This is a genomic window from Pseudomonas sp. TH43 (assembly GCF_016650635.1).
In the GTDB taxonomy this organism is placed as follows: domain Bacteria; phylum Pseudomonadota; class Gammaproteobacteria; order Pseudomonadales; family Pseudomonadaceae; genus Aquipseudomonas.
Map to the genome: position 1 here is coordinate 245,539 of NZ_JAEKFI010000003.1, position 12,935 is coordinate 258,473.

The window sequence follows — 12,935 nt, forward strand, 5'->3', positions numbered from 1 at the left end:
TTCAAGTCCCATGCCCACATCAGTTGATTTAAACGGCAACCGCCGACTCTTCAAGGAAGTCCTGAGCGAAGCGTTGCAACACGCCACCGGCCTCGTAGATCGATACTTCTTCAGCGGTATCGAGACGGCAAGTCACCGGCACGTCAACGCGCTCGCCATTCTTGCGATGGATCACCAGCGTCAGATCCGCGCGCGGCTTGCGCTCACCGATCACGTCGTAGGTTTCACTGCCGTCGATGGCCAGCGTGTGACGGTCGGTGCCCGCTTTGAACTCCAGCGGCAACACGCCCATGCCCACCAGGTTGGTGCGGTGAATACGCTCGAAACCTTCGGCGGCGATCGCTTCGACACCCGCCAATCGCACGCCTTTGGCCGCCCAGTCACGGGACGAACCCTGACCGTAATCGGCGCCGGCAATGATGATCAGCGGCTGCTTGCGTTCCATGTAGGTTTCGATGGCTTCCCACATGCGCATGACCTGGCCTTCCGGCTCGACACGGGCCAGCGAACCCTGCTTGACCTTGCCGTTTTCCACGACCATTTCGTTGAACAGTTTCGGGTTGGCGAAGGTTGCGCGCTGCGCGGTCAAGTGGTCGCCACGGTGGGTGGCGTACGAGTTGAAGTCCTCTTCCGGCAGGCCCATTTTCGCCAGGTATTCGCCGGCGGCGCTGTCGAGCATGATCGCGTTGGAAGGCGACAGGTGATCGGTGGTGATGTTGTCCGGCAGCACTGCCAGCGGGCGCATGCCCTTCAGCGGACGCGCGCCGGCCAGTGCGCCTTCCCAGTACGGCGGACGGCGAATGTAGGTGCTCATCTCGCGCCAGTCGTACAGCGGCGTGACTTTCGGGCCGGTGTCTTCGTGGACGGCGAACATCGGAATGTAGACCTGACGGAACTGCTCAGGCTTGACCGAAGATTTCACCACGGCGTCGATTTCTTCGTCGCTCGGCCAGATGTCTTTCAGGCGAATTTCCTTGCCGTCGACCACGCCCAAGACATCCTTCTCGATGTCGAAGCGGATGGTCCCGGCGATGGCGTAAGCGACTACCAGCGGCGGCGAAGCAAGGAACGCTTGCTTGGCGTATGGGTGAATGCGCCCGTCGAAGTTGCGGTTGCCCGAGAGCACCGCGGTGGCGTACAGATCGCGGTCGATGATCTCTTGCTGGATCAGCGGATCGAGCGCGCCGGACATGCCGTTGCAGGTCGTGCAGGCGAAGGCGACAACACCGAAACCGAGCTGCTCCAGCTCAGTGGTCAGCCCCGCTTCGTCGAGGTACAGCGCGACGGTTTTCGAACCCGGCGCCAGCGACGATTTCACCCACGGTTTGCGTGTCAGACCGAGCTTGTTGGCGTTGCGCGCGATCAGGCCGGCGGCGATCACGTTGCGCGGGTTGCTGGTGTTGGTGCAACTGGTGATGGCGGCGATGATCACTGCGCCGTCCGGCATTTGCCCAGGGACTTCTTCCCACTGACCGGAGATGCCTTTGGCCGCCAGATCCGAAGTCGCGACGCGAGCGTGCGGGTTACTCGGGCCGGCCATGTTGCGCACCACCGAGGACAGGTCGAAGGTCAGACCGCGCTCGTATTGCGCACCTTTGAGGCTGTCCGCCCACAGGCCGGTCAGCTTGGCGTACTGCTCCACGAGCTGCACTTGCTGGTCTTCACGGCCGGTCAGTTTCAGGTAATCGATAGTCTGTTGATCGATGTAGAACATCGCTGCGGTGGCGCCGTATTCCGGGGCCATGTTGGAGATCGTCGCGCGGTCGCCGAGGGTCAGCGCCGCCGCGCCTTCGCCGAAGAACTCCAGCCACGCGCCAACGACTTTCTGTTTGCGCAGGTATTCGGTCAGCGCCAGCACCATGTCGGTGGCGGTGATGCCCGGTTGCAGCTTGCCGGTCAGTTCGACGCCGACGCTTTCCGGCAGACGCATCCACGACGCACGGCCGAGCATCACGCTTTCAGCTTCCAGACCACCGACGCCGATGGCGATCACGCCCAGCGCATCGACGTGCGGGGTGTGGCTGTCGGTGCCGACGCAAGTGTCGGGAAACGCCACGCCGTCGCGCACCTGAATCACCGGAGACATTTTCTCCAGGTTGATCTGGTGCATGATGCCGTTGCCCGGCGGGATCACATCAACGTTCTTGAAGGCCTTTTTGGTCCAGTTGATGAAGTGGAAACGGTCTTCGTTGCGCCGGTCTTCGATGGCGCGATTTTTCTCGAACGCTTGCGCATCGAAACCGCCCGCCTCGACGGCCAGCGAGTGGTCGACGATCAGCTGCGTCGGCACCACCGGGTTGACTTGCGCCGGGTCACCGCCCTGCAACGCAATGGCGTCGCGCAGGCCAGCGAGGTCGACCAGCGCGGTCTGGCCAAGGATGTCGTGACAAACCACACGCGCCGGGAACCATGGGAAGTCGAGGTCGCGTTTGCGCTCGATCAATTGCTTGAGGGAAGCGGTGAGCGTGGCCGGATCGCAGCGACGCACGAGGTTTTCCGCCAGCACGCGAGAGGTGTACGGCAGGGTGGCGTAGCTGCCGGGCTGGATAGCCTCGACAGCCGCATGGGCGTCGAAATAATCCAGAGGACTGCCGGGCAGGGTTTTGCGGAATTCTGTGTTCATCGGGTCAGGACTCGGGTCACGGTAGTTTCAAAGGGTGGCTAACACAGTCCCGAGTTACACACTGCCTCTGTGGGAGCGAGCCTGCTCGCGAAAGCGGTAGATCAGTCAACATCCAGGGTGAATGTCAGTCCGTCTTCGCGAGCAGGCTCGCTCCCACAGGGTCTTGCGGTGTTCTCTGGTTCCGGTCAACTCACCATTTCAGCGACGTTCGATTGGCACGAACTTGCGCTGTTCGACGCCGATGTACTCGGCGCTCGGGCGGATGATGCGGTTGTTGGCACGTTGTTCGAACACGTGCGCGGCCCAGCCGGTCAGGCGCGAGCAGACGAAGATCGGCGTGAACAGCTTGGTCGGGATGCCCATGAAGTGGTACGCCGAGGCATGGTAGAAGTCGGCGTTGGGGAACAGTTTCTTCTGCTCCCACATGGTCTTGTCGATGGCTTCGGAAACCGCGAACAACACCTTGTCGCCGACTTCATCAGCAAGCTTCTTCGCCCAGCCCTTGATCACCTCGTTGCGCGGATCGCTGTCCTTATAGATCGCGTGGCCGAAGCCCATGATCTTGTCCTTGCGCTCAAGCATGCCGAGGGTGCCTTTGATCGCCTCTTGCGGCGACGAGAAGCGTTCGATCATTTCCATCGCCGCTTCGTTGGCGCCGCCGTGCAATGGGCCGCGCAGTGAACCAATGGCTGCGGTGACGCAGGAATACAGATCGGACAGGGTCGAGGCGCAAACGCGGGCGGTGAACGTCGAGGCGTTGAATTCGTGCTCGGCGTACAGAATCAGCGAAACGTTCATCACTTTGACGTGCAGTTCGCTCGGCTTCTTGTCGTGCAGCAGGTGCAGGAAGTGGCCGCCGATGGTCGGCTCATCGCTCACGCAGTTGATGCGTTTGCCGTCGTGGCTGAAGCGATACCAGTAGCACATGATCGCCGGGAACGCGGCCAGCAAGCAGTCAGTCTTGTCGCGCTGCTCGGAGAAGTCTTTCTCCGGCTCGAGGTTGCCAAGGAACGAGCAACCGGTGCGCATCACGTCCATCGGGTGGGCGTCGGCAGGGATGCGTTCCAGCACTTCTTTCAGCGCTTGCGGCAGGTCGCGCAACTTGCTCAGTTTGCCTTGGTATTCGTCGAGTTGCCCCTGGGTTGGCAGCTCGCCGTAGAGCAGCAGGTACGCGACTTCTTCAAATTGTGCGTCGGCTGCCAGTTCGCGAACGTCGTAGCCGCGATAGGTCAGCCCGGCACCGGCCTGGCCCACGGTGGACAGTGCGGTTTGCCCGGCAACCTGGCCACGGAGCCCGGCGCCACTGAGTACTTTTGCTTCGGCCATTGCTGTCTCCAATCTTCTTGAATTTGTAGGGGAAACTTGTGGGAGCGAGCCTGCTCGCGAAGGTAGATGGAACACCTCGGTGCATCAGGGACACCACGTTATCATTGGCGTCCTTCGCGAGCAGGCTCGCTCCCACAGGGAATGAATCAGCCTTTCTTCTGTGCAAACAACGCATCGAGCTTCTGCTCGAACGTGTGGTAATCGATGCGATCGTAAAGCTCCATGCGAGTCTGCATGGTGTCGATGACGTTCTGTTGCGTGCCGTCGCGGCGGATCGCGGTGTAAACGTTTTCGGCAGCCTTGTTCATCGCGCGAAACGCCGACAGAGGGTAGAGCACCAGCGACACGTCGGCGCCGGCCAGTTGCTCGGTGGTGTACAGCGGCGTCGAGCCGAACTCGGTGATGTTGGCCAGGATCGGCGCTTTCACGCGGTTGGCGAACAGCTTGTACATTTCCAGCTCGGTAATGGCTTCCGGGAAGATCATGTCGGCGCCAGCCTCGATGCACGCCGCCGCGCGATCCAGTGCCGACTCCAGGCCTTCCACCGCCAGCGCATCGGTACGCGCCATGATCACGAAACTGTCATCGGTACGCGCATCGACCGCAGCCTTGATGCGGTCGACCATTTCCTGCTGGCTGACGATTTCTTTATTAGGGCGGTGGCCGCAGCGCTTGGCGCCCACCTGATCTTCAATGTGAATCGCCGCCGCGCCGAACTTGATCATCGACTTGACCGTGCGCGCCACATTGAACGCCGACGAGCCGAAACCGGTGTCGACGTCGACCAGCAGTGGCAGATCGCAAACGTCGGTGATGCGCCGTACGTCGGTCAGCACGTCATCCAGACCGGTGATGCCCAGATCCGGCACGCCGAGCGAACCAGCGGCCACACCGCCACCGGACAGGTAGATCGCCTTGAAACCGGCGCGCTTGGCCAGCAGCGCGTGGTTGGCGTTGATCGCGCCAACTACCTGCAATGGATGCTCGCTGGCGACCGCATCGCGGAAACGCTGGCCTGGAGTGCTGTGCTTGGAACTCATGACTCACCTCGTTCAGTGGCTGTCTTATTGTGGGCGCCGTCCTGGTAATGACGGGCGATGTTGCGTTTCGAGGCGCCGATGTGACGGCGCATCAACAATTCCGCGAGCTCGCCGTCACGGTCAGCGATGGCATCGAGAATCCGGTGGTGTTCGGCAAAGGCCTGGCGCGGGCGGTTTGGCGTGGTGGAAAACTGGATGCGGTACATGCGCACCAATTGATAGAGCTCGCCGCAGAGCATTTGCGTGAGGGTGCGATTACCGCTGCCCTGAATGATCCGGTAGTGGAAGTCGAAATCGCCTTCCTGCTGGTAATAGCCGACGCCGGCCTGAAACGCGGCGTCGCGTTCGTGGGTTTCCAGCACTCGGCGCAGTTCGTCGATTTCTTCGACGCTCATGCGTTCAGCCGCCAGACGGCAGGCCATGCCTTCGAGGGATTCACGGATTTCGTAGAGTTCGAGCAGTTCGGAGTGGCTGAGTGAGACCACCCGCGCACCGACGTGCGGCACGCGCACCAGCAGGCGCTGACCTTCCAGCCGATGAATCGCTTCACGCAGTGGCCCACGGCTGATGCCATAGGTGCGAGCCAACTCCGGCTCGGAGATCTTGCTGCCCGGAGCGATCTCGCCTTTGACAATGGCCGCCTGAATGCGTCGGAAGACGTTTTCCGAGAGCGTCTCGGAATCGTCGCCGTTGATGACCGGGGGATCGAGTTGATCCAGCATGATTGTCGACACCTTTAAATCCAATGCGGCAAAAACTAGCCAATTAGACCGCGTCAGTCAAAGGATAAATGGGTATTGTCGACAATCGTCTAATAACCACAGGCAATCCCCCCTGTGGGAGCGAGCCTGCTCGCGAAAGCGTAGTGTCAGTCAGCATCTACTTCGGATGAAACACCGCCTTCGTCGGAACGCCGCCCGGAGCAGGCTCGCTCCCACAGGAATCCCCAAGGGTTATAGACCCGCTCGGGCGCTGGCGCCATAAACCCACCGTGCTAGAATGCCGCCCGCATTTGCTGGCCATTTGTACGGCTTGTCATAAAAAGCTGATAGGCACACGAAGGGCCTTGCGCAAGTTTTGCCAGGGACCTGAACCGACAACGGAACGCTGCGCACCAGGATTTATGAGACTCAAGCCTTTTCCCACATTCTTTGCTCTGTTTTGCCTGCCCGGCCTTGCCGCCGCGGGGGAAAAAACTGTGTACGGCCTCAACGAGTACGCCTCGCTTGACGGCATCAATCTCGAAGTTGCGGCCAAACTCGACACCGGCGCGAAAACCGCCTCGCTGAGTGCCCGCGACATCAAACGCTTTAAACGCAACGGCGAGTCCTGGGTACGTTTCTACCTGGCGATCGATGCTGCGCATTCGCACCCGATCGAACGGCCGTTGGCGCGGGTCAGCAAGATCAAGCGCCGCGCCGGCGACTACGACCCGGAAGAAGGCAAGAAGTACACCGCTCGTCCTGTGATCGAGCTGGATATCTGCATGGGCACGGCGCTGCGCAGCATCGAAGTGAACCTGACTGACCGAAGTGCGTTCCAATACCCGCTTTTGATTGGCTCCGAAGCGCTGAAACGCTTCGACGCGCTGGTCGATCCAAGCCTTAAATACGCTGCCGGCAAACCCGCCTGCACCATCGCCGCTCATACCGCCGAGTAATTTTCATGCGTTCTCTAACCTTCCACCTGAAAATCCTGATCACCATTCTGGTGCTGCTGGGCGTTTCGGTTACGGCCTATCAGATTTTCGTGCTCGGCATCCCGGTGACCGAAGACGCCACCGACGACTTGTGGAACATCGACGCCAAGGTCGAGTTCGTCGCCAGCACCAAGGATCCGGTAAAGATCCAGATGTTCGTGCCGCCATTGAGCCGCGATTACGTCAGCCTCAACGAAAGCTTCATCTCTAACAACTATGGTGTGGCGGTGAACCGTGTCGACGGCAACCGCAAAGTCACCTGGTCGGCGCGCCGGGCCAAGGGCAACCAGACGCTGTATTACCGTCTGGTGCTGACCAAGCGTTACACCGCTGAAAAAACCAAGATCAAAGGCCCGACCTTCCGCGACAGCATGGCCATCGAAGGCCCGGAAAAAATCGCCGCCGAAGCCCTGCTTGCGCCGATTCGCCAACACTCGGCCGACGTTGAAACCTTCATCGGCGAAGCGATCAAACGCGTCAACAACCTAAACGACGACAACGTGAAACTGCTGCTGGCCGGCGATCCGTCCACCGCGCACAAAGCCAAGATCGTCGAGCTGCTGTTGTCCATCGCCCACGTGCCGGTGGAGAAAGTCCACACCATCCGCCTCGTCGCCGATCAGCCGCAAACACCGGAACTGTGGCTGCGCAGCTTCAACGGCAACGACTGGCTGTACTTCAACCCGGAAACCGGTGAGCAAGGCCTGCCGACCGACCGCCTGCTGTGGTGGACCGGCGATGAAAACCTGATCACCGTCGACGGCGGCAAGAAAGCCAACGTGACCTTCAGCCTGAACAACAGCGAGATGAATGCGATTCGTCTGGCCAAGCTGACTGACGAAAACACCGACGCCAACTTCCTCGAATACTCGCTGTACGGCCTGCCGCTGCAAACCCAGCAGACCTTCATGATCATGGTGATGATCCCGATCGGGGTGCTGGTGATCCTGATCCTGCGCAACCTCATCGGCCTGCAGACTCTGGGCACATTCACGCCAGTACTGATCGCCCTCGCCTTCCGCGAAACACAACTTGGCTTCGGTATTCTGCTGTTTACCGTGATCACGGCGCTGGGTCTGTCATTACGCTCCTATCTGGAACACTTGAAGCTGCAAATGCTGCCGCGACTGTCGGTGGTGCTGACCTTCGTTGTGGTGCTGATCGCAGCGATCAGCCTGTTCAGCCATAAACTCGGCCTGGAACGTGGCTTGTCGGTCGCGCTGTTCCCGATGGTGATTCTGACCATGACCATCGAACGCCTGTCGATCACCTGGGAAGAACGCGGCGCCAGCCATGCGATGAAAGTCGCGATCGGCACGCTGTTCGCCGCCTCGCTGGCGCACTTGATCATGACCGTGCCTGAGCTGGTCTACTTCGTGTTCACCTTCCCGGCGATCCTGCTGATCCTGGTCGGTTTCATGCTGGCAATGGGTCGCTATCGCGGTTATCGCCTGACTGAACTGGTGCGTTTCAAGGCTTTCCTGAAGAAGGCTGACGCCTGATGTTCGGTTTCTGGAAGACCTGGAAGGCTCTGGAGGCGCGGGGCATCATGGGTATCAATCGGCGTAACGCCGACTATGTGCTCAAGTACAACAAGCGCAGCCTGTACCCGATTGTCGATGACAAGATCATCACCAAGGAGCGCGCCATCGAGGCCGGCATTCATGTGCCGGAGCTGTATGGCGTGATCTCCACCGAGAAGGAAATCGACAAGCTCGGCGAGATCATCGGCGGGCGCAGCGACTTCGTGATCAAACCGGCCCAGGGCGCCGGCGGTGACGGCATCATCGTCGTCGCCGACCGTTTCGAAGGCCGCTATCGCACGGTGTCGGGCAAGATCATTGACCACGAAGAGCTTGAGCATCACATCTCGAGCATCCTCACCGGCCTGTATTCGCTGGGCGGTCATCGCGACCGCGCGCTGATCGAATACCGCGTGACCCCGGACCATATCTTCAAAAGCATCAGCTACGAAGGCGTGCCGGATATCCGCATCATCGTGCTGATGGGCTACCCGGTGATGGCGATGCTGCGCCTGCCGACCCGCCAGTCCGGCGGCAAGGCCAACCTGCACCAGGGCGCCATCGGCGTCGGTGTCGACCTGGCCACAGGGCTGACGTTGCGTGGCACCTGGCTGAACAACATCATCACCAAACACCCCGACACCACCAACGCGGTGGACGGCGTGCAACTGCCCTACTGGGACGGTTTCATGAAACTCGCTGCTGGCTGCTATGAGCTGTGCGGTTTGGGTTACATCGGTGTCGACATGGTGCTCGATCAGGAGAAAGGCCCGCTGATTCTTGAACTCAATGCGCGGCCGGGGCTGAATATTCAGATTGCCAACGACTGCGGACTGACCTTGCGCACCCACGCAGTAGAAGCGCGGCTGGAAGAGCTGAAGGCACGCGGGGTGACGGAGACGGCTGAAGAGCGCGTGGCGTTTACTCAGGAGATGTTTGGGCATATTCCAGCGGTCGAGGGCTGAAAAGCCCCTCACCCTAACCCTCTCCCATAGGGAGAGGGGACTGACCGAGGTGGATGTTCGAGGTACGCCGACCTGAAAGTCTTGAGTCGAACTCAGGCCTTGAAAAGCGTGAAGATCTGCTCCCTTTCCCCCTCGCCCCTTGGGGAGAGGGCTGGGGGGGTAGGCTTTTGACTTTGATCTGGCATCGGAGAGGACTACAATCCCCACCCCGCCTCAACGGCCGATCTGCCCCGCCCATGTTGACCTGTTCCGTACACCCGCTGCCCTACCGCGCCAATCCCGCCGACTACTTCGCGGCCATCCGCAACGCCCCCGGCGCCGTGCTGCTCGACAGCGGCCGGCCGAGCGCCGACCGTGGCCGTTATGACCTGCTCAGCGCCTGGCCGCTAGAGCAACTGGCGGTGTTGCCGGAGGAAAGCGGCGCTCATTTCCTGCAACGCTTGCGCGACAATCTGCGCCATTTGGGCGAGGCTGATTTGCCAGTGGGTTTCGAGCTGCCGTTTGCCGGCGGTTTGATCGGTTATCTGAGCTACGACTTCGGCCGGCATCTGGAAAATCTGCCACACCAGGCCCGCGATGATCTGCAATTGCCGGATGCGCGTTTTGGCCTGTACGACTGGGCGTTGATCAGCGATCACCAAGCGGCCACCAGCCAATTGGTCTTTCACCCGTCCGTGATCGACAGCGAGAAACAACGGCTGATCGCGCTGTTCAGCCAGCCACAGGCAGACGCGCTGACAGCGTTCAAACTGAACAACCCGATGACTGCAGACCTGTCGGCCGACGATTACCGTCAGGCGTTCGAACGCATTCAGCAGTACATTCAGGCCGGCGACTGCTATCAGGTCAATTTCGCTCAGCGCTTCCGAGCTCAATGCCAGGGCGATCCGTGGCTGGCTTACTGCAAGTTGCGCGAAGCCTGTCCGACGCCGTTTTCCGGCTTCCAGAGTCTGCCCGAGGGTGGCGCCGTGCTGAGCCTGTCGCCGGAGCGTTTCGTCAAAGTCAGCCAGCGCCAAGTGGAAACCCGGCCGATCAAAGGCACTCGCCCGCGTGGCCGAACGCCCGCGGAAGACGCTGCCAACGCCGCCGAGCTGCTGGCCAGCCCCAAGGACCGCGCGGAAAACCTGATGATCGTCGACCTGCTGCGCAACGACCTCGGCCGCACCTGCCGCATCGGCTCGGTACGCGTGCCGGAATTGTTCAGCCTGGAAAGCTATCCGAACGTGCATCACTTGGTCAGCAGCGTGACCGGTGAATTGGCCGATGATCGCGACGCACTCGACCTGATCGCCGGCAGCTTCCCCGGCGGCTCAATCACTGGCGCACCGAAGATCCGTGCGATGCAAATCATCGATGAGCTGGAGCCGACCCGGCGCGGATTGTATTGCGGCTCGTTGCTGTATCTGGATGTGCGCGGCGAGATGGACAGTTCCATCGCGATTCGCAGTTTATTGGTCAAGGATGGGCAGGTGTGCTGCTGGGGCGGCGGCGGGATTGTCGCAGATTCGGACTGGCAGGCTGAGTATCAGGAGTCGATCACTAAAGTGAAGATCCTCCTGGAAACCCTGCAGAATCTCTGAACACTCTCTGTAGGAGCTGCCGAAGGCTGCGATCTTTTGATCCTGCTTTATTAAGGCCAAGATCAAAAGATCGCAGCCTTCGGCAGCTCCTACAGGGGTTGCGTTTACAGGCTGAGGTCGCGGTTGGAGGCTTTGAGGAATTCCTGCTTCAACTCGGCAAAGGTGTGTACGGCGGGGAACTGTGGGAACTCGCGAATCACATTGTCCGGCGCATGGAACAGAATCCCCGCGTCCGCTTCGCCCAGCATCGTCGTGTCGTTGTACGAATCGCCCGCCGCAATTACCCGGTAGTAAAGACTCTTGAACGCCAGCACCGACTGGCGCTTCGGATCTTTCTGGCGCAGTTGATAGCTGGTCACTCGACCGCTGTCGTCGGTAATCAGACGATGGCAAAGCAACGTCGGGAAACCCAGTTGGCGCATCAACGGTTGGGAAAACTCGTAGAACGTGTCCGAGAGAATCACCACCTGAAAGCGCTCACGCAGCCAGTTGACGAACTCCACTGCGCCGTCCAGCGGCTTGAGCGTGGCGATCACTTCCTGAATATCAGACAGCTTCAAGCCATGCTCATCGAGGATGCGCAAACGCTGCTTCATCAGCACGTCGTAGTCGGGAATGTCCCGGGTCGTAGCCTTGAGGGATTCGATTCCGGTTTTTTCGGCGAAGGCGATCCAGATTTCCGGCACCAACACCCCTTCAAGATCCAGGCAAGCAATTTCCACAAGACACTCCCGTTTGTATTGATTATTTGAGTCGAGCGACGCCGAACTCTAGCGACTCAACCTCAAGCGCGCAACGCAGAGGACACCCCGAGCGCCGCAGCTTTTTGTTACCATCAGCCCCATATAGAGCGCCCAGCGCCACCGACCTGTAGGAAGCCGCCCTGATGAGTGCAACGTTCGACGTCGTGGAACTCGCCACGACCTATGCCAATAAATCCGCGCAAGACATCCTCAAACTCGCGTTTGCCGAGTTCGGCGATGACTTGTGGATATCTTTCAGCGGCGCCGAGGATGTGGTGCTGGTGGACATGGCCTGGAAGCTCAACAAGAACGTCAAGGTGTTCAGCCTGGACACCGGCCGTCTGCACCCGGAAACCTACCGCTTCATCGATCAGGTGCGTGAACACTACAAGATCGACATCGAACTGGTTTCACCGGACTACACGAAACTGGAACCGTTCGTGAAGGAAAAAGGCCTGTTCAGCTTCTATAAGGACGGCCACGGCGAATGCTGCGGCATCCGCAAGATCGAGCCGCTGCGCCGCAAGCTCTCCGACGTCAAGGCCTGGGCAACCGGCCAGCGCCGCGATCAGAGCCCCGGCACGCGCAGCGCAGTGGCAGCGATGGAAATCGACACCGCGTTCTCTACGCCGGAGCGCACCCTGTACAAGTTCAACCCATTGGCGCAGATGACCAGCGAAGAGATCTGGGGTTACATCCGCATGCTTGAGCTGCCGTACAACAGCCTGCATGAACGTGGCTTCATCAGCATTGGTTGCGAACCGTGCACCCGTCCGGTACTGCCCAACCAGCACGAGCGCGAGGGCCGCTGGTGGTGGGAAGAAGCGACGCAGAAAGAATGCGGGTTGCACGCCGGGAATATCATCAGCAAGGCGTAATTTCCCAATCGAGTGATCCCCCTGTGGGAGCGAGCCTGCTCGCGAAAGCGTAGTTTCAGTCGACATCTTCGTTGCCTGATTCAGCGCATTCGCGAGCAGGCTCGCTCCCACAGTGTTTTACGCCAAGGGCCAGAAAATGTGTACACAGGAATGTCACCATCGGTGCCATTTATGTGTGCACTTTTTTGTTTCCGCGCCCTGAAAAGTTACATCCCACGAAAAAAAGCGCCGTCCTTGCCCACCGTCAAAATCCCCCGCCAAAAATAAATACCTGTTCAACCGGTCAAATTTTAACCACTTATTTTCAAATACTTAGCGCGCTTCGATAACTTTTCGAAATGAGCACGGCTGCGCATAGATCGGCAACTGGCACAAATCTGGCTTTAGTGCATACATGTTTTGTATACAAAACTGCAAAACATACACACTTTCGATCCGCAAGCCTGAAGCGCCCTATCCCGTACAGGCTGCAGATGCCCCGTAACCAGTGATGCTTTCACTGCCGCGACGAAGATTTGTCGAGCCCGACGGCTTATGCACAGTCATCGCGGCCCTGAA

At 59.8% G+C, this 12,935-nt stretch carries 10 protein-coding genes; 5 read left to right on the top strand and 5 right to left on the bottom strand.

Annotation, left to right across the window (positions count from 1 at the left end; genetic code table 11):
• Positions 1 to 28: 28 nt before the first annotated feature.
• The 4 genes from acnD to JFT81_RS10600 form a co-directional block, all read right to left on the bottom strand.
• On the bottom strand, positions 29 to 2,623 hold the full coding sequence (gene acnD / locus JFT81_RS10585; RefSeq protein WP_201227274.1) for a Fe/S-dependent 2-methylisocitrate dehydratase AcnD: 2,595 nt from the start codon (positions 2,621 to 2,623) through the stop codon (positions 29 to 31).
• 198 nt (positions 2,624 to 2,821) lie between these two features.
• Positions 2,822 to 3,949, bottom strand: coding sequence for a 2-methylcitrate synthase (gene prpC, locus JFT81_RS10590; RefSeq protein ID WP_201227275.1), 1,128 nt, complete (start codon positions 3,947 to 3,949; stop codon positions 2,822 to 2,824).
• A gap of 146 nt (positions 3,950 to 4,095) precedes the next feature.
• Entirely contained in the window at positions 4,096 to 4,989 is an 894-nt protein-coding gene (gene prpB / locus JFT81_RS10595) for a methylisocitrate lyase (RefSeq protein WP_103303868.1), read from the bottom strand.
• Positions 4,986 to 5,708: a GntR family transcriptional regulator gene (locus JFT81_RS10600; protein ID WP_201228081.1), complete on the bottom strand. Its 723-nt coding sequence runs from the start codon at positions 5,706 to 5,708 to the stop codon at positions 4,986 to 4,988. The genes prpB and JFT81_RS10600 overlap by 4 nt, the downstream gene beginning before the upstream one ends.
• A 404-nt stretch (positions 5,709 to 6,112) precedes the next feature.
• On the opposite strand from JFT81_RS10600, the gene JFT81_RS10605 reads away from it, so the two are divergent.
• The 4 genes from JFT81_RS10605 (at position 6,113) to pabB (ending at position 10,756) form a co-directional block, all read left to right on the top strand.
• Entirely contained in the window at positions 6,113 to 6,649 is a 537-nt protein-coding gene (locus tag JFT81_RS10605) for an ATP-dependent zinc protease (protein WP_008081000.1), read from the top strand.
• A 5-nt stretch (positions 6,650 to 6,654) separates the two neighbouring features.
• Positions 6,655 to 8,190 (top strand): inactive transglutaminase family protein, encoded by a 1,536-nt coding sequence (locus tag JFT81_RS10610; RefSeq protein ID WP_201227276.1) that lies wholly within the window; start codon positions 6,655 to 6,657, stop codon positions 8,188 to 8,190.
• Positions 8,190 to 9,176 (top strand): alpha-L-glutamate ligase-like protein, encoded by a 987-nt coding sequence (locus JFT81_RS10615; protein ID WP_201227277.1) that lies wholly within the window; start codon positions 8,190 to 8,192, stop codon positions 9,174 to 9,176. Before JFT81_RS10610 ends, JFT81_RS10615 begins: the two co-directional genes overlap by 1 nt.
• A 236-nt stretch (positions 9,177 to 9,412) precedes the next feature.
• Positions 9,413 to 10,756 carry an aminodeoxychorismate synthase component I gene (gene pabB / locus JFT81_RS10620; protein WP_201227278.1) on the top strand — a complete coding sequence of 448 codons (1,344 nt, stop codon included), beginning with the start codon at positions 9,413 to 9,415 and terminating at the stop codon, positions 10,754 to 10,756.
• A 104-nt stretch (positions 10,757 to 10,860) separates the two neighbouring features.
• Here the strand turns inward: pabB and thrH are convergent, their stop codons facing one another.
• Positions 10,861 to 11,478, bottom strand: coding sequence for a bifunctional phosphoserine phosphatase/homoserine phosphotransferase ThrH (gene thrH, locus JFT81_RS10625; protein WP_201227279.1), 618 nt, complete (start codon positions 11,476 to 11,478; stop codon positions 10,861 to 10,863).
• Between the two features lie 164 nt (positions 11,479 to 11,642).
• Between thrH and JFT81_RS10630 the strand changes: the two genes are divergently transcribed.
• Positions 11,643 to 12,377, top strand: a complete 735-nt coding sequence (locus tag JFT81_RS10630) for a phosphoadenylyl-sulfate reductase (RefSeq protein WP_201227280.1) — start codon at positions 11,643 to 11,645, stop codon at positions 12,375 to 12,377.
• Positions 12,378 to 12,935: the final 558 nt, after the last annotated feature.

Excerpts from the sequence above, each read along its gene's own strand:
- JFT81_RS10615 (WP_201227277.1), top strand. The coding sequence starts at position 8,190 with ATGTTCGGTTTCTGGAAGACCTGGAAGGCTCTGGAGGCGCGGGGCATC.
- pabB (WP_201227278.1), top strand. The coding sequence starts at position 9,413 with ATGTTGACCTGTTCCGTACACCCGCTGCCCTACCGCGCCAATCCCGCC.
- JFT81_RS10605 (WP_008081000.1), top strand. The coding sequence starts at position 6,113 with ATGAGACTCAAGCCTTTTCCCACATTCTTTGCTCTGTTTTGCCTGCCC.
- JFT81_RS10610 (WP_201227276.1), top strand. The coding sequence starts at position 6,655 with ATGCGTTCTCTAACCTTCCACCTGAAAATCCTGATCACCATTCTGGTG.
- acnD (WP_201227274.1), bottom strand. The coding sequence starts at position 2,623 with ATGAACACAGAATTCCGCAAAACCCTGCCCGGCAGTCCTCTGGATTAT.
- prpB (WP_103303868.1), bottom strand. The coding sequence starts at position 4,989 with ATGAGTTCCAAGCACAGCACTCCAGGCCAGCGTTTCCGCGATGCGGTC.
- prpC (WP_201227275.1), bottom strand. The coding sequence starts at position 3,949 with ATGGCCGAAGCAAAAGTACTCAGTGGCGCCGGGCTCCGTGGCCAGGTT.
- JFT81_RS10630 (WP_201227280.1), top strand. The coding sequence starts at position 11,643 with ATGAGTGCAACGTTCGACGTCGTGGAACTCGCCACGACCTATGCCAAT.